Annotated in this window: 13 protein-coding genes; 3 read left to right on the top strand and 10 right to left on the bottom strand. The window is 40.0% G+C overall.

From position 1 onward, the window contains the following. Window positions 1-179: 179 nt before the first annotated feature. From ABC371_RS06180 to ABC371_RS06165, 4 genes are all read right to left on the bottom strand, one after another. Complete coding sequence (locus ABC371_RS06180; RefSeq protein WP_412895988.1) at window positions 180-1,130, bottom strand: carbohydrate kinase family protein; 951 nt, start codon at window positions 1,128-1,130, stop codon at window positions 180-182. A gap of 132 nt (window positions 1,131-1,262) precedes the next feature. Then, the gene (locus tag ABC371_RS06175) at window positions 1,263-2,702 is read right to left on the bottom strand and encodes a glycoside hydrolase family 32 protein (protein WP_412895987.1); all 1,440 of its coding nucleotides are present in this window, start codon (window positions 2,700-2,702) and stop codon (window positions 1,263-1,265) included. Window positions 2,703-2,733: 31 nt separating this feature from the next. Then, window positions 2,734-4,140, bottom strand: coding sequence for a sucrose-specific PTS transporter subunit IIBC (locus tag ABC371_RS06170; RefSeq protein WP_412895986.1), 1,407 nt, complete (start codon window positions 4,138-4,140; stop codon window positions 2,734-2,736). 140 nt (window positions 4,141-4,280) lie between these two features. After that, window positions 4,281-5,267: a LacI family DNA-binding transcriptional regulator gene (locus tag ABC371_RS06165; protein WP_412895985.1), complete on the bottom strand. Its 987-nt coding sequence runs from the start codon at window positions 5,265-5,267 to the stop codon at window positions 4,281-4,283. A 165-nt stretch (window positions 5,268-5,432) separates the two neighbouring features. On the opposite strand from ABC371_RS06165, the gene ABC371_RS06160 reads away from it, so the two are divergent. Beyond that, window positions 5,433-6,269 carry a GNAT family N-acetyltransferase gene (locus ABC371_RS06160; protein WP_412895984.1) on the top strand — a complete coding sequence of 279 codons (837 nt, stop codon included), beginning with the start codon at window positions 5,433-5,435 and terminating at the stop codon, window positions 6,267-6,269. Window positions 6,270-6,310: 41 nt separating this feature from the next. Here ABC371_RS06160 and ABC371_RS06155 read toward each other — a convergent pair whose 3' ends face one another. From ABC371_RS06155 to ABC371_RS06140, 4 genes are all read right to left on the bottom strand, one after another. Beyond that, window positions 6,311-6,784, bottom strand: a complete 474-nt coding sequence (locus ABC371_RS06155; protein WP_412895983.1) for a GNAT family N-acetyltransferase — start codon at window positions 6,782-6,784, stop codon at window positions 6,311-6,313. Window positions 6,785-6,801: 17 nt separating this feature from the next. Further along, a complete protein-coding gene (gene kynA, locus ABC371_RS06150) occupies window positions 6,802-7,623 on the bottom strand; it encodes a tryptophan 2,3-dioxygenase (protein WP_412895982.1) in 822 nt (273 codons plus the stop codon). Window positions 7,624-7,854: 231 nt separating this feature from the next. Further along, complete coding sequence (locus ABC371_RS06145) at window positions 7,855-8,286, bottom strand: threonine/serine exporter family protein (RefSeq protein WP_412895981.1); 432 nt, start codon at window positions 8,284-8,286, stop codon at window positions 7,855-7,857. 17 nt (window positions 8,287-8,303) lie between these two features. Then, window positions 8,304-9,047 (bottom strand): threonine/serine exporter family protein, encoded by a 744-nt coding sequence (locus tag ABC371_RS06140; protein ID WP_412895980.1) that lies wholly within the window; start codon window positions 9,045-9,047, stop codon window positions 8,304-8,306. Window positions 9,048-9,257: 210 nt separating this feature from the next. Between ABC371_RS06140 and ABC371_RS06135 the strand changes: the two genes are divergently transcribed. Next, window positions 9,258-10,919: a glutamine--tRNA ligase/YqeY domain fusion protein gene (locus tag ABC371_RS06135; RefSeq protein WP_412895979.1), complete on the top strand. Its 1,662-nt coding sequence runs from the start codon at window positions 9,258-9,260 to the stop codon at window positions 10,917-10,919. A gap of 99 nt (window positions 10,920-11,018) precedes the next feature. Here the strand turns inward: ABC371_RS06135 and ABC371_RS06130 are convergent, their stop codons facing one another. Then, window positions 11,019-12,737, bottom strand: coding sequence for an ABC transporter ATP-binding protein (locus ABC371_RS06130; protein ID WP_412895978.1), 1,719 nt, complete (start codon window positions 12,735-12,737; stop codon window positions 11,019-11,021). 222 nt (window positions 12,738-12,959) lie between these two features. On the opposite strand from ABC371_RS06130, the gene ABC371_RS06125 reads away from it, so the two are divergent. Next, window positions 12,960-15,050 (top strand): metallophosphoesterase family protein, encoded by a 2,091-nt coding sequence (locus tag ABC371_RS06125; protein ID WP_412895977.1) that lies wholly within the window; start codon window positions 12,960-12,962, stop codon window positions 15,048-15,050. Window positions 15,051-15,091: 41 nt separating this feature from the next. Here the strand turns inward: ABC371_RS06125 and ABC371_RS06120 are convergent, their stop codons facing one another. Next, the gene (locus ABC371_RS06120; RefSeq protein ID WP_412895976.1) at window positions 15,092-16,954 is read right to left on the bottom strand and encodes a PTS fructose transporter subunit IIABC; all 1,863 of its coding nucleotides are present in this window, start codon (window positions 16,952-16,954) and stop codon (window positions 15,092-15,094) included. Window positions 16,955-16,957: the final 3 nt, after the last annotated feature.

The following is a 16,957-nucleotide window of genomic DNA, read 5'->3' as shown; positions in this document are numbered from 1 at the left end:
CCCGTGTTGGGGGTCCACCTTTTTAGTTGAAGCATGCTAAAGCGCAATTATCAAAATTAACGCGCATATACCTGGGATTATAGCGCAATTCGGATGAAATAATGCGCAATTCCAAAAAATAAAGCGCAATTATCGGTCATTAAAACGCAATCCACCAACAGTATCCCTTTTACTACACCTTACTTTCCTTCCAAAAACGCTTGAACCTGGTCAATCGTTGGCAATGCGCTCATCGCTCCTTTTTGTGAGACAGCAAGCGCACCAGATACACTAGCAAAAGTAGTGATTTCTTTAATTTCGTCTAAGGTATAATCTGTTACCTTTTTATCTCTTTCGCTGAATTGGTATAACAATCCAGACACAAATGCATCTCCCGCACCTGTCGTGTCAACGCTTTCCACTTTCTGAGCTTTCACGAAAATAGACTCACCCTTATAAAAAGCATGAACACCATCCTTGCCGAGTGTGATGAATAAAAGCGGAATATTGTACTCAGCTAGTTTTTCAACGCCGCGTTCAATATCCGTTTCACCCGTAATGAACTCTAACTCCACCTCTGATAATTTAACGACGTCCGCCTCACTTAACATCGAAACTATTTTCTGTTTGGCTATGTCTAGACTCTTCCAAAGCATTGGTTGTAAATTCGGATCATAGGAAACGACGAGCCCATTTTCCTTGGCCAGTTGGAGTGCTTTTTTCGTCGACGATTCTGCCGGGTCATCTATTAATGAAATTGAACCGAAGTGAAACACATTATGCTCTTCGAAAAGAGATGTGGGAATCTCATCCGGTGTTAAAAAGCGATCCGCGCTCTTTTCAATATAAAACGAAAACTCTCGCTCACCGTCTTCAGCAAGTGTTACAAACGTTAGAGCTGTGCGAGCTTCCTTTGAAAGATACATAGTCCCCGTTTGGACATTGTAATTTTCCAAGGTCTGTTTTAAAAAATTCCCAAGAACATCGTCCCCTACTTTACCAATGAAAGAGGACTTCGCACCAAGCCTCGCTGCTCCAACCGCTACATTTGCCGGTGCTCCTCCTGGGCTTTTTAAAAATTGTATATTGTCTTGGTCAAGTGGAATGAAATCAATTAAAGCTTCACCTAAACAAATGACTCCCTGTTTCATCGCTTCACTTCCTTTCGTTATTATAAGACTGCTTAAACCTTGATACATCCCTGAACACTTTTCACTTGAGCATGTACCTCGAAACCTCTCTTACGGTACCAGGCTTGTTTCTTTATTATTCGAAGATATACCTCAAGCCAAATCCCATTTCTTTATATTAAATTGAAGATTCCCTTCCGCTTTAAAAGAAATGGACTCATTTTTCGTACTTGGGTAAAATCGTGCTGTAAAAACTTCCTCTCCATCATTCACAAAAATCTCAATTGAGGAATTATCCAAAAACACGTGTAGCTTTTTAATCCCATAAATCTGACAATGCCGTGATTCCACACGCCCATCTTTAAAGTTCTTTCGATGAAGACTCATTTTATTTTCTTTTGCGGAATAAAAAAAGCTCGTAGCCCCTCTGAATGTGATTTCAAATGAATCTGAATGGTACGAAATTCCGTCAATGAGCAGTTCCATCGATGTGCCTTGTATGTTATCGAGTGATACAATCTCTTTATGGACTTGAACATTTTGATACGATACTTCGTTTTTTCGTAACTGCTTTAGTTCTTCTACAGGTTGTTGGATAACTTTTTCACCTTTAAGTGAAAGAACACGTGGCACTGTCATCGCATGAATCCAGCCGTTTTCAATCGTCGGCTGATATTTTTCAAAATCATCGGTCATTCCCATCCATGCAAAAAGAAGTCTTCGTCCTTTTTCATCAATGGTGGTTTGGGGAGCATAGAAGTCAAAACCACGATCTAATTCAGTAAAAGCACCATGCTGATAAGATGGCTTTTCATAATCCAACTCTCCCACAAAATAGCCCGCTTGGAATAAATTATGATACAAATCACCTTCTGGCTCAATCCCTTGTGGAGAAACAAGGAGAACATCTTTACCATCCAATTCAAAAAGATCAGGACATTCCCACATATATCCAAACGGTCCTAATCCGTTGATTTCCGAACCTGTAATGGCTCCGTGAAATTCCCAATCTTTTAAGTTCTGTGAGGAATAAAGAACGACCTTCCCTTGTTCGTCAATATCTTGTGCACCCAGCACCATGTACCACGTATCTTCTCTTTTCCAAACCTTTGGGTCACGAAAATGGGCTGTATAGCCTTCAGGAAGATGGATGACTGGTCCCATTTTCTCGAAAGTGTAGCCATCACTTGAGACCGCCATACATTGATAAGTCTCACGTTCGCTCTCTTCGTTTTTCACATTCCCTGTATAAAATAACACCATTTTTCCGTCATGCTCAATTGCACTTCCCGAATAACAGCCATTTTTCTCAAACCACTCACTTGGGGCAAGTGCAATCGGCTCGTGTTCCCAATTCACAAGGTCTTTTGAGGTGTAATGTCCCCAAAACTTCGAACCGTGTGCCGTTTCAAAGGGATTCCATTGGTAAAACAAATGGTATACACCTTTATACTGAATAAACCCGTTCGGATCATTTAACAAACCAACAGGTGGCATTAAATGAAATTTCATACGATATGGGTCACTTTCGACTTTCTCCCTATTTCGCTCAACTTCCTGATTTGCTTTTTCGATTAATTCGTGCTGATTCATGATGAACTCCTTACGTAAAGAAGGCAAGTGATTACTTGCCTTCTGTTTTTTCTTGCATTTTATCTGAGTACCCGAACATCCAAGTAAGAACGAAGGCAACAGCAATGGCTACTACGTTCACTAGGATATAAAGTAATATTTGTCCGTTTAAATATAGCAATGTACCCGGGATTACCGTGATTGCCATTCCGGTCGCCTTAAGACCAAGGATTGAAGCTAAGAAGCCTCCAACACCACCGCCGATGAGTCCCATGATAAATGGTTTCACATAACGAAGGTTAACCCCGAAAATCGCAGGCTCTGTTATTCCTAAGAATGCAGATAAGGTAGATGGTAAGGCTAAAGCTTTTAATTTTACTGATTTTGTTTTTAATCCTACGGCTAAAGCCGCTCCACCTTGAGCTGCCGTTGCACACGTGACAATGGCGTTATATGGGTTGAATCCGAATTTTTCAAGTAATTGAATTTCTAATAGGTTAAAGACGTGGTGGACACCTGTAACAACAATAATCTGATTAAGGAATCCAATGATTAATCCTGCTAAACCAAATGGCCATTCAAGTACAGCCACTGTTGCATCTAATATGACATTTTCAACTGTATGGAACACTGGTCCGATTGCAAATAGAGCTAATGCAATCATGATGAGTAATGTTAAAAATGGAGTCACAATTAAATCTAGTGCTTCTGGAACACGTTTACGGATCCATTTTTCAAGCTTTGCCCCAACAATACCAGTGATAAAAGCCGGAATAACGGAACCCTGGTAACCAACTACTGGTATGAATCCAAAGAATTTGATAGGTTCAACGTCACCGCCTGCAACTCCCCATGCATTTGGCAAGGAAGGGCTAACAAGCATTAAACCAAGTATAAGTCCGATCGTTGGATTACCCCCAAACACACGGAATGTGGACCATGCGACCAGAGCAGGTAAGAAAATAAAGGCTGTATCTGTTAAGATTTGTGTAAATAAAATAAAGTTTTGAGGGATATCCGCGGGTGTTAAACCAAACCATGCTAGAATTTGCTCTTGCATCACTAATCCACGAACACCCATGAACAGACCTGTTGCAACTAGTGCAGGTATGATTGGGACAAACACGTCACCGAATGAGCGAACTGCACGTTGAAAAGCATTTCCGCTTTTCGCCGCCTCTTTTGATTGATCTGATTTTGTAGTTGTTTCAATTCCAATCTTTTCAACCTCTTCATAAATCCGATTTACTGTTCCCGTACCAAGGATGACTTGGAACTGACCAGAGTTAAAGAATGCACCTTTAACCTTATCTACATTTTCAACCTTTTCCTGGTTGATTTTTTCTTTGTCTTGAACCATAATTCGTAATCTTGTTGCACAGTGTGCAGCAGAAAGAATGTTTTCTTTCCCCCCAACTGCTTCGATAATTTCTTCTGCAATTCGACGATTTTCTGACATTTAGAATCACCCCTAAAAAATATTGTCTGTATGGAATCGATTACATATGCATCTAAAGAATAGGTAATCGATTACACATTCCGTTAAAAAAATTTAAAGGTTCTTTTGTGTAATCGATTACACATTCGTTACGAGATTGATTATATACTATCTCGAATTATTAGTCTATAGTCGATTTGTTTTTTTTCTATGGAAGTCCCTTCCTGTAAAATTTCTAACAATGTCTTAGCTGCCTCAGCGCCTGTATACTCACTAAGAAAATCAACGGTCGTTAATTTTGGAGAAACATACCTTGATAAATCAGATGCACCCATACCGGTTAAGGCTACATCATTCGGAACCTCCAAGCCCTGTTCTTTTAAATATTCCATTGCTCCAATCGCCAAACGGTCAGTTACAGCCACAATGGCAGTTGGTTTTTCGGTAGAAGCTTCAAAAATTTTCTTAGCTGTCGAATATCCTGACTCGATTGTAAATTCTGCTTTTCCGAGCCATTTGTTGACGACAGGTAGCTGATTTTCTTCCAATGCTGCTAAGTATCCGGCTTTCCGCTTGTATCCAACCTCATAATCCGTCTCATCTACACCAATAAATGCAATACTCCGATGACCTTTTTCTATTAACAGATTCGTGATTTCCTTTGCTGCTTGAAAGTTATTATTAATGACAGAAGGTATCCCCTCCATCTCCTGACCAGTCGCAACAAATGGAATGCGTAGTTTTTGGATCTCCTCTAACAGTTCCTCGCCTCGATTAGTTGCAAGCAAAATAATCCCATCAACCTGTTTGCTTTTTAAAAGTTTCACATATTCGATTTCTTTTCTCGGATCCAAATTTGTATTTGTAAGTAAGATTTGATAGCCGTGTTTTGCAAGTTCTTCACTGATTCCATTAACGATCCTACTTGCTGTTTCTGTGCTCAGCTTTGGTAAAATGACACCAATGACATTGGATTGCTTGGTCCGCAATGCTTTTGCGTGCTCACTTGGTATATAGCCTGTTTCCTCTATAATTTTTAAAATACGCTTGCGAACATCATCACTTACATACCCTGAATTGTTCAGCACGCGCGAAACAGTCGCACTCGACACATTCGCCAGTCTCGCAATTTCCTTCATCGTCACCATGACATTTCCTCCAGTACAGTTCATTCCTCTTTATTTTACACAATTCTTTCAAGTACAAAAGGAATTTTAGTAACTTCGAAAAATATTTATTCTTTAGGATGTTGGAATCCATTATAATAAAATGAATATACAAGGGTATTTGAATTGGAAAAGGTCGTGGGGTAAATGATTGTTAAGCTAAAAAAAGTGAATTTCAAACTAGTAAAACCACTTCTTCCGGGCTTAGCGAACCATCCAGTTATTAATGGTGTTATTGATGGGAACAATCCAGGAGAGATTTTTGTAGACAATCAGAATCACCCCGAAACAGTCTTTATTTGGGCGAAAAATGAGATGTTCTATCTTTGTGGAAAAGTTGATAATCAGGAGTTTAATTCTGAACTTGAGGAATATATTGCATCCGTGATCAGGGTCGAGGCACTCCCTGAGGAAGATACATTAAATCTCGAAATCTATCCAAATCATCAATGGAATGGATCTATTGAATCCATTTTCACACGAGTTCCTCTACTGAAAGGTGAACGTGTTCCTTTTGTTTTTCATAAAGAATGGTTTACCCCAAACGATACGAGGGTAATTCCTGAGGGCTATGAGTTAAAAGTAATTAATAAGGACCTTATTGATTGGGATGAAAGCAACATCGTTAAAAATGAAATCACGAAGTTTTGGGGAGAATCCTTGGATACATTCTTTCAAAAAGGCTTGGGATGTGCCGTCGTCCATGGGTCAACTATTATCGGAACGTGTTTGTCTGTTTTTGTGTCGAAAAATGAATACGAGATTGGAATTAACACATATGACCCAAGTCATCGCAGAAAAGGACTTGCTACAGTAATGGCAAGAGCCTTTATTAAGGAATGTCTGAGTCGAGGCGGAAACCCGCACTGGACAACAGAGTCATTTCGCAAGGACTCCATTGCGATTGCAAAGAAGGTTGGCTTTGAACAGCTAGATCATTACCCCGTTTATTACTTGCCGTTTGATCATTTTGTCATTAAATAAGGAGTTCTCCTCGCGGTAAACTCCTTTTTTATCTAGACAACTTATATGGTAAACTCCTGAATCGAACAGTTTCTTTCATCAAATCGTTCCGTAAAGTTACCCTTTGTACTTTTTGAAATAATATTTCTCCAAAACGCCCGGGCTCGCTCATTCTTCTCTGACTGTCTCACATGCCACCTTCCAGGAAACATAGCAAAGATTTGCTCGGCAACATTTGACCCAATTCCTTTTCCCTCATAACCTCTCATAATAAAAAATTCTTCTATCGAATTAGGTTCCTCTTCTGTTTCGCTTTGCATTAATACAAAGCCTGCAAGCAAACCATCCACTCTTACAAAATAAGCGTGATGGTTTCGACCCGTCCAATAATCATCAAGATTAAACCTGTCAAAACAACCATCATCTTTTATCCTTATCGTACTCATATACTTTGTAAATTCGTATATATAAAATTGCATGAGGTTATGCATGACCTCTTCTTCCTCTTTTGAAACCTCTCGAATTTGAATGTCCATTTTTGAGTTATACTCCTCTATAGTCTCGTCCGTATATTCCACAATTCCGGGAAAAACCGATGGTTCATGACCTGCTTCAAATACTCGACACCTGCTGAGCCACCTGTCCCCCTCTTGTACCCGATAATTCGTTCGACGGTAATCATATGGTTGTAGCACCATTTCTGTTGATGGGATTCAATATCCACTAGCTTCTCCGCAAGCTCGTAGAAATCCCAATATTTATCCACATTTTGATAGACTTCAAGCCAAGCATGTTCGATGCTTTCGCTTGCCTTATAATCCTCCGTCCAATCCCTTTCAAGGCAGGTTTTGTCAATCGTAAAGCCTCTCTTTGAAAGGGCAAGAATTGCCGCATCATAAATACTCTTTTCTCTGAGCGCAGCCTCAACCTGCTTGTAAACTTCAGGTTGATGCTTATATACACCGAGTACATTTGGCTTTTTATGTCCTAACGCAAATTCAATTAGCCGATTTTGATAGGACTGGAAGCCTGAGGATTTTCCGAGTTCACCTCTAAATTCCATATACTCTGATGGAGTTAATGTTGATAGAACATCCCATGATTGAATCAATTGCTGCTGAATGCGTGAGACCCTTGATAACATTTTAAACGCAGGCTCAAGGTCATTTTTTAAAATAGACGCTTTTGCCGCATTGACCTCATGTAAAATAAGCTTCATCCACAGCTCACTTGTTTGGTGAATGATGATAAACAGCATCTCATCATGATGTTCAGACAGTCGATGCTGGCTTGAAAGTAAAGAATCTAACTGAAGATAATCTCCATACGTCATGTCCTTTGATAAATCATCGTAAATACCATCGTTTTTGCTCATACACATCTCCTTTCCATTTGAATCCTACTCATTACTTTCTATGAGTATGCCAAAAATCCTACATATTTGCGGAAATTCTTTGGCGAATCATGGCTCTATCGATTTTATTTCAGTTCTATCGACTTTATTCTAGTTCTATCGATTTTAATCCAGTTCTATCGACTTTAGCCAACAAGGATCCTCACGCCCCAAAAAAAGCCACCTGGAAATCGATTTCCTAGTGGCTTCAAACTACACTTTTTTTCTTCTTCTAATAATCAACTGATTCAATACCTCTGATATGACGAGCCCGAATGCAATGGCACCTGAAATCATAAAAGCTCTTGCCGCTAGTGGCAAAGCTGTAGAATAGTCATTTTCAACAAAGTTCCTCATCGCGTCATATGCAATTCCGCCTGGCACCAACGGGATAATTCCGACGATGCTGTAGATGATAACTGGATTTTTATATACTTTCGCAAAAATATGGCTGATGATTGCAACCAAAACGGAGGCAGCAAGCGAGGCATAAACCGCATCAACGCCCCTCAAAAATAAAGAGATATACAACATCCAACCAATCATCCCAACTAGTCCACATTTTAAAAGGGACTTTTTTGGAACATTGAAGATGATCCCGAATGTACTAGAAGCAATTAAGCTTGTAAACAAATGAGCAAGCATTGTAAACTCCTTTCATCTTAGAAAACTGCAAGGACCACAGCTACTCCCGTTCCAATTGCAAAGGCAGTTAAAAACGCTTCTGCCCCCTTTGAAATTCCAGAAACGAGGTGTCCTGCAATCAAGTCACGAACTGCATTTGTAATCAGTAAACCAGGAACAAGTGGCATCACAGATCCGATAATAATTTTATCAAGCTCTGCTCCTATCCCTGTCCTGATAAATAGATAGGCAACCATCCCTATTAAAAACGAAGCCAAAAATTCCGCAAAGAATTTGATTCGAATCAACCGGTGAAGATAGATAAAAAAGGCAAATCCTACTCCTCCCGCAACACATGCTGGTAAAAAGTCCGTCCAGGTTCCAAGAAACATGATTGTAAAACAGCCACTAGCAAGAGTTGCTGCAAGAATCTGAATCCAAACGGGATAAGAAAGATCCTTTTTTGAAAGGTCGTCTAGCTCACGCTTTGCCTCCTGAAGGGTTAAATCCCCGCTGCTGATTTTGCGTGAAATGCTATTCACTAGGGTTACCTTTTCTAAATCGGTTGAACGCTCATTAATGCGTATTAAGTTAGTAGGTTCTGTATCACTCGTCGAAAACATAATGGCAGTTGGTGTCACATAACTGTGGGATGATAAAATCCCAAATGCTGCGGCCATTCGGTTCATCGTATCCTCTACTCGATACGTCTCGGCTCCACTTTCAAGCATTATTTTTCCTGCTAACAAGCAGATTTCCACGACTTCACTCTTTTTTTCCATAAAACACCGCTCCATGATTAAAAAATAACATATTGTAAAGCTTATATGAAAGACAGCCTCATAATCAACTTAAAGTTTGGTAAACATGAGAATAATGGTAATTCTTCTGGATTTATGATATATTCATCCATTATAGAGGATGTTCAAAAAGAAACGAACCGATTGTGATTTTTGAACGTTTAGTACAGGATAACGAAAGAGGTTATAAGCGTGGACAATAATAACGTTTCAAACTTTATTAGAAATATTATAATCGATGATTTAGAAACAGGAAAACGCGATCATGTCGTTACCCGTTTTCCTCCAGAACCAAATGGGTACTTACATATCGGACATGCCAAATCAATCATTCTAAATTTTGACCTTGCGGATGAATTTAAGGGAAGAACAAACCTGAGATTTGATGACACAAACCCCTTGAAAGAGGATATTGAGTTTGTAAACTCAATCAAAGAGGATGTAAAATGGCTTGGATATGATTGGGACGGTCTCTTTTTTGCTTCGGATTACTTTGAAGAAATGTATAACCGGGCTGTTTTACTCATTAAAAAAGGCCTTGCCTATGTGGATGATTTAAGCGCAGATGAAATCCGTGAATACCGCGGAACTCTAACAGAGCCTGGAAAGGAAAGTCCATACCGTGACCGCACGATTGAGGAAAACCTTGAGTTATTTGAAAACATGCGTGCAGGCAAGTACGGAAATGGTGAAAAAGTATTACGTGCAAAAATTGACATGAAGTCTCCGAACATTAATTTACGCGACCCTGTTATTTACCGAATTTCACATACAACTCATCATAATACAGGTGATAAATGGTGTATCTATCCTTTGTATGCTTTTGCTCACCCAATTGAGGATGCAATTGAGGGTGTAACTCACTCTATATGTACGATTGAGTTTGAGGATCAACGTCCTTTTTATAATTGGGTTGTTGAGCAATGTGAAATGGAAAGTAAACCTCAACAAATTGAATTTGGTCGTATCAATTTAACAAATACTGTAATGAGTAAGCGTAAGTTGAAGCAACTTGTAGAGGAAGGACATGTGGACGGATGGGATGACCCTCGCATGCCAACCATTTCTGGGCTAAGAAGAAAAGGATATACACCTGAGGCAATCCGTACATTCTTGCGTGAGTTAGGTGTCGCGAAAAACAACGGTACCGTTGATACACAAATGCTTGAGCATTTCGTTCGTGAAGATTTAAAGTTAAAAGCACCACGTACAATGGGTATCATTAACCCACTTAAAGTCGTGATTACGAACTATCCGGAAGGTCAAGTGGAAATGCTCGATGCCGAGATTAACCCTGAAAATCCAGATATGGGGATAAGACAAATTCCATTTTCTCGTGAAATTTATATCGAACAAGAGGATTTCATGGAAAATCCACCGAAGAAATACTTCCGCCTCTTCCCAGGTAATGAAGTACGTCTAAAGCATGCTTACTTCATTAAATGTGAAGAAGTCATCAAGGATGAGGAAGGAAATGTAGTTGAGTTGCGTTGTACGTATGACCCTGAAACAAAGAGTGGTACTGGCTTTACGGGTCGTAAGGTAAAAGGTACGATTCACTGGGTTGAGGCTACACAAGCGGTGCCGGCTGAATTCCGTCTTTATGAACCACTGATTTTAGATGCGGAAGAAAATGAGGATGAGGAAGAAAATAAAACATTCCTTGATTATGTGAATCCAAACTCCCTTGAAATTTTAAATGGATTCGTTGAACCAAACATGAAAGATGCGAAGCCACAGGATAAGTTCCAATTTTTTAGACATGGCTACTTCAATGTGGATCCAAAACACTCGACAGAAGACCATCTCGTCTTTAACCGAATTGTTTCATTGAAAACTTCATTTAAATTATAAAAAAGAGACTCGTGCACCCAATGGTGTTGCACGAGTCTTTTTTTAGTATCTGTCCCTAGATCAATCCCTCGGTAAAAGTACTTAAGGATTTCCTAGCCTTTAAGATTGATATTGAACTTGATGTAAATTCGCGAAGATGCCACCCTTTTCAAGTAGCTCATCATGACCGCCTTGCTCGGCTATACCATCCTCTGTAACAACCACGATGCGGTCTGCATTACGAATAGTTGCCAGACGGTGAGCAATCACAAGTGTTGTACGGTTTTTTGAAAGCTCTGTTAGTGCTTTTTGAATAATTTGTTCTGTTTCTGTATCTAACGCTGAAGTAGCTTCATCTAAAATTAAAATGGGCGGATTTTTTAAGAACATCCGAGCAATTGCAATCCTTTGTTTTTGACCACCTGAAAGCTTAAGTCCTCTTTCTCCAACCTGTGTTTCGTAGCCATCCGGTAGGCCGGCGATAAAGTCTTCTAAATGGGCACGTCTTGCTGCTTTCTCAATTTGTTCGTCCGTTGCCCCAAGCATCCCGTACGCAATATTTTCCTTCAATGTTCCTGTAAACAGGAACACATCCTGCTGCACAATTCCAATTTGTGACCGCAACGATTGCTTAGTCATCTTTCGAATATCCATTCCATCAATTGAAATAGCACCACCATCTACATCGTAGAAACGTGGAATTAAGGAACAAATTGTTGTTTTCCCTGCTCCAGACGGACCAACAAACGCGACCGTTTCACCTGCATGAACCTGTAGATTAATATCTTTTAAGACAGGACCCTGCTTTTCATCATAGCCAAAAGTGACATGGTCAAACGCGATATCCCCATGAAGGGATGGAACCGACACCGCATCCTTTGCATCCTCCACCTCTGGCTCCATATCGAGAAGCTCTGTAAATCGTTTGAAGCCTGCCATACCCTTTGGATAAAGTTCTAATAAAGCACTTATTTTATCAATCGGCTTAAAAAGAACATTTGCGTAAAGGACAAACCCGACAAGTTCCCCGTAAGTCAGGTCTCCATTAAAACTCAACCATGCACCGAAAATTAACACGATTAGCACAAACAAACGTGTCATGAGATAGATCCCTGCAGAAGTTGATCCCATTACCTTGTAGGCACCAAGCTTAGAGCGGCGGAACTTACGATTGTCTACCTTAAACCTTGCAATTTCAAATTCTTCATTTGTGAAGGATTGAACCACTCGCGCTCCTGCAACACTGTCCTCTACCCGTGCATTGACATCGGCAATATTGCTATACATCGCTTTCCAGGCACGATTCATGCGGACATTCGAAAATGCAATGAGCCAAATTAAAAATGGCACAACAATGATTGCGATTAAGGCCAGCTTCACATTAATTGTTAGCATAATCCAAAATGCACCGACAAAGGTCATGATGGCAATGAATAAATCCTCTGGACCATGGTGGGCAAGCTCCCCAATATCAAACAGATCATTTGTAATCCGACTCATAATATGACCTGTTTTTGTGTTATCAAAAAAGCGAAAGGATTGCCGTTGCACATGTTGGAACAACTGCTGCCGCATATCCGTTTCAATGTTAATTCCAAGCTTATGGCCCCAGTAGCCCACGATAAATTGCAGCCCTGAACTAACTAAATATAAAACTAATAATCCAATGCTCACCCACACAATTGCTGACCAGTTATTGGTTGGCAGAAGTGAATCAATGAACCACTGCACCGCAAGTGGAAAGGCAAGTTCTAAAATCGCCACAATCACCGCACAGCTGAAATCAATTAAAAATAGCGTCCGGTGCGGCTTGTAATATGTAAAAAAACGTTGAATCATCTTACTCTCTCCTTATGACATATACCTATCTCGAATTATAAGCTGTTACACTTGAATTTGACAAACCATTTTGCCGCTCGAAATAGTTTATTTCAGGTGAGGTACACTCTTTCCACCACTCATGTACACTGTCCCCATTTACCCTTTTCCCAGAACCACAAGAACCGTCCCCTTGGCCCCTGAATAGTTATATAGAAATAACAAAATGGGATGGTGAGTCAAGTGGATCTACCAACGATTTTATCGGGGCCAATCCTGCGTCGTGTTGAGCCTTCTCATATCTATATTTGGATTGCTTTAAGTAAACGATACAAACTTGGTGCAAAGCTGTACCAATTTGAAAATAAAGAGAGTACAACTTTTTCGTACCATGAAATCAAATGTGATTCTGAAGCGACTACATTTCGTGCAGGGAAACAACTTTATATGAGCCTGATCAAACTGGCACCACATGAAACTCATTTTCCTGTAGATACACTACTTGGGTATAATATCCTTTTTCAAAAGAATAGTGACATTCAAGACCTACAGGATTTCGGTCTCTTAGGGAAAGACCAACCATATTCCATTACGTATGGGGACCTTCCGTTACCAAGCTTTTTTATTCCAGACCCCTGCCAAAAACAGACGAATCTCCTATATGGTTCATGTCGTAAGCTTCATGGAAAAGGTGAGGATGCCCTTAGTCAAGGGGACGAAACGATTGAAAGGAATTTCCTTGACCTTGAGAAACGCCCTAGCACCTTATTTTTAATGGGTGACCAAATTTATGCAGATGATGTGCCAGACCCGGTTTTTCCTTTCATGGTGGAAGCCGGTAAAAACCTTATTGGAAAAGGTGAAAAGCTTACTGAAATCGAGCCTCGTCTTAACGAGAAACCTTTTAATAAATCAATCTTTCAAACTCGTGGGAGACAATATATCATGGAACGTTTCTGCAACTTTACCTCCTCGCATTCATGTAATCATGCGATGACATTCGGTGAATATGCAACCTTATATTTACTATCTTGGTCACCTGAGCTTTGGGATTCATTTATAGACAGTGATGATTTCCCATCTTTTAAAGAAGCTACCCAGAAGGAACAAATCTATTTCATATACGAAAAGAAGCAAGAAAACAAACGAAAAAAAGAAGAAAAGATTTACAAAAAAGAATATAAAGAGCATGTGACCGATGTGAAGGAAACGTATCAAACCCTTTCAAAGGTGAGAAGATTACTTGCAAATATTCCAACATATATGATTTTCGATGACCATGATATTACGGATGACTGGAATATTAGCCATCATTGGAAGAACAGTGTATACCAATCTAACCTTGGAAGACATGTGATCGCCAACGGACTCATGGCTTACTGGTTGTTTCAAGCTTGGGGAAATGACCCTGACCGATTTGATCAATCCTTTCTTTGGAAAATGTGGAAATATAGTAAAACCTATGATACTTCTTCACATTCCCATGAGGCTTGGGAGGAATTACTTTGGAATTTTGATGAATGGCATTTTGTCGCACCAACAAACCCTACTTCAGTTTTTCTGGATACACGGACACAGAGAAAATACGATCCTTCCCCACTTCCTGTTTCCTTTGGTCGAAACATCAAAGAAAAGGATCGTCCTCCACAGCTTATCGGTGAACATGGTTGGCAGAGAACGACAGAGAGTTTATACGCAAGTGGATGGAAAAACGGCGAATCGCTCCTAGTTGTTTCCCCAACACCTGTCTATGGAATTGGCTTAATCGAATCTTTTCTCAATCGATATATTTATCCATTAAAAACAATTGGGATCCCTGTCACAACAGCATTTGATTTTGAATCATGGAAGTACAACGGTGAGGGTTTTAGTGAACTCCTATACCAGATTAAGGAGTGGCAACCTAGTCATTGCTTTATTTTATCAGGTGATGTCCATTACGCATCTGCAGTCAAAACCAATGTCGAATTCAATAACGGCGAAAATCTTTGCATCTACCAATTTACAAGCAGTCCAATAAACAATATGAGCTTTTCAGGCATGCAAGGCGGATTAATGAAAGCAATTGTCACAATAAATGCAGCAAAACGAAAAAACAAAGAAATCAACCGATATTGTGATGACACCTATGATATCGTAAAGCAAAAAAGAAAGGAGCCTTGTCCAGCCCATTTTACATGGAAAGAAAAAATCAGGTATCTATCAACAAACCAGGGTTCTGTTATTGAAACCGACAATAATCTCGGACATTTCATCCTCACCCCAGACACTGTTAAAAATGAATTGCTCCAAACTAATCAAGTAATCACCTATGATCCTATTTCACTCTCATAAAAAAATAACCCCGTGCTCACCTTAGCACGGGGTACATATCCTTATTTAATCGGTTTTTTTAGGAATCCAACTAACAGTGCTGTCACAATTGTACCAATGATAATCGCAAGTACATATAACATCCAGCTACCTGTCACAAACGGAATTACAAAAATTCCTCCGTGTGGAGCAGGTAATCCAATTCCAAACAGCATTGTTAAAGCACCCGTTATCGCAGACCCAATCACAGCTGATGGGATAACACGTCCTGGGTCAGCAGCTGCAAATGGGATGGCACCTTCAGTAATGAATGACGCACCCATAAAGTAAGCTGTTTTTCCAGCCTCACGTTCTTGTTTTGTAAATTTATTTTTAAATAGTGTAGTCGCTAAGGCTAGTCCGAGTGGTGGAGTCATTCCACCTGCCATGATTGCTGCATGTGGTGCATAATTTCCAGCATCAATCATCGCAATACCAAAGGTAAATGCCGCCTTATTGATAGGGCCACCCATATCAATCGACATCATTCCACCTAAAATTAATCCAAGTACGATTAAGTTTCCAGTTCCTAATCCTTCAAGCCAAGCAGTCAAACCATCCATGACATATTTTAAAGGACCTACTAGAACGTACATGACAGCGCCTGTAATTAAAATTCCAAAGAACGGATAAATTAATACCGGCTTAAGCCCTTCAAATGATGAAGGTAATCCTGAAACGACTTTCTTCACTAAGAGCACAACATAACCAGCGAGGAATCCAGCAATAAGTCCGCCTAAAAATCCTGCTCCACCCGTTGTCGCCATTAAACCACCAATCATCCCTGGTGCTAATCCTGGGCGGTCGGCAATACTCATTGCGATAAAACCTGCTAATACAGGAATCATTAATTGAAAAGCATTGGCACTTCCGATTGTCATCAATGCTCCAGCGATCGGGTTATAGGATGGATCAGTAGGGTCTGACGCATTGATTCCAAATATAAATGAAATAGCAATTAACAAACCGCCACCCACAACGAACGGAAGCATATTGGAGACACCATTCATTAAGTGCTTATAGAAGCCACTTCTTTCTCCACCTTCCGCTTTTTGCTTCGTTGTTTGTTCGGCATGATACGTTAGCGCATCCTGGTTAACGGCTTTTGTTAACAACTCTTCTGGTATGCGAATCCCTTGAGCAACAGGAACCTGAATGACTTTTTTGCCATTAAAACGAGCCATTTCCACTTGTTTATCGGCAGCAACAATGATCGCAACTGCTTCATCAATATCTTCCGGGGTAAGTGCATTTTTCACACCTGTTGAACCATTGGTTTCAACCTTGAAGTCAATGTTCATCTCTTTTGCCTTAGCTTTTAATGCATCTGCAGCCATATACGTATGGGCAATTCCAGTCGGACAAGCAGTCACCGCAAGAACCTTTTTCTGTCCCTCTTTTTTCTCAATTGGCGCTTCTTCTTCTTCCGTATCACTTTCTTTTTCATTAATCACTTGAATAAGTTCATCTGGACTTTGTACGTTCATTAATTTTTCACGAAAACCAACGTCCATTAACAATGAAGATAAGCTTGATAATGTCTCAAGATGCGCATTATTCGCCCCTTCACTTGCTGCAATCATGAAAAATAAATGACTTGGCTGTCCATCTAATGATTCATAATCAATTCCGTTTGTCGAGCGTCCAAACGCAATCGCCGGTGTTTTCACCGCAGCTGTCTTCGCATGTGGGATGGCAATTCCCTCGCCAATTCCAGTTGTACTTTGGCTTTCCCTTGTTAAAATTGCTTGTTTGTATTGTTCTCTATCTTGAAGTCGTCCAGCTTCATCAAGTTTTGAGACCAATTCGTCGATGACCTCGGCTTTCGATGAAGAAGAAAGTTCTATAATAATCGTATCTTTCTTCAACAGATCCGTAATTCTCATGCT

This window comes from Bacillus jepli (assembly GCF_047238305.1).
In the GTDB taxonomy this organism is placed as follows: Bacteria; Bacillota; Bacilli; order Bacillales; family Bacillaceae_L; genus Ferdinandcohnia.
Note: the sequence above shows the minus strand (reverse complement) of the source record. Positions and strands in the feature narration are given on the sequence as shown.

Excerpts from the sequence above, each read along its gene's own strand:
- ABC371_RS06160 (WP_412895984.1), top strand. The coding sequence starts at position 5,433 with ATGATTGTTAAGCTAAAAAAAGTGAATTTCAAACTAGTAAAACCACTT.
- ABC371_RS06180 (WP_412895988.1), bottom strand. The coding sequence starts at position 1,130 with ATGAAACAGGGAGTCATTTGTTTAGGTGAAGCTTTAATTGATTTCATT.
- ABC371_RS06120 (WP_412895976.1), bottom strand. The coding sequence starts at position 16,954 with ATGAGAATTACGGATCTGTTGAAGAAAGATACGATTATTATAGAACTT.
- ABC371_RS06165 (WP_412895985.1), bottom strand. The coding sequence starts at position 5,267 with ATGGTGACGATGAAGGAAATTGCGAGACTGGCGAATGTGTCGAGTGCG.
- ABC371_RS06170 (WP_412895986.1), bottom strand. The coding sequence starts at position 4,140 with ATGTCAGAAAATCGTCGAATTGCAGAAGAAATTATCGAAGCAGTTGGG.
- ABC371_RS06130 (WP_412895978.1), bottom strand. The coding sequence starts at position 12,737 with ATGATTCAACGTTTTTTTACATATTACAAGCCGCACCGGACGCTATTT.
- ABC371_RS06175 (WP_412895987.1), bottom strand. The coding sequence starts at position 2,702 with ATGAATCAGCACGAATTAATCGAAAAAGCAAATCAGGAAGTTGAGCGA.
- ABC371_RS06145 (WP_412895981.1), bottom strand. The coding sequence starts at position 8,286 with ATGCTTGCTCATTTGTTTACAAGCTTAATTGCTTCTAGTACATTCGGG.
- ABC371_RS06155 (WP_412895983.1), bottom strand. The coding sequence starts at position 6,784 with ATGGACATTCAAATTCGAGAGGTTTCAAAAGAGGAAGAAGAGGTCATG.
- ABC371_RS06140 (WP_412895980.1), bottom strand. The coding sequence starts at position 9,047 with ATGGAAAAAAAGAGTGAAGTCGTGGAAATCTGCTTGTTAGCAGGAAAA.
- kynA (WP_412895982.1), bottom strand. The coding sequence starts at position 7,623 with ATGAGCAAAAACGATGGTATTTACGATGATTTATCAAAGGACATGACG.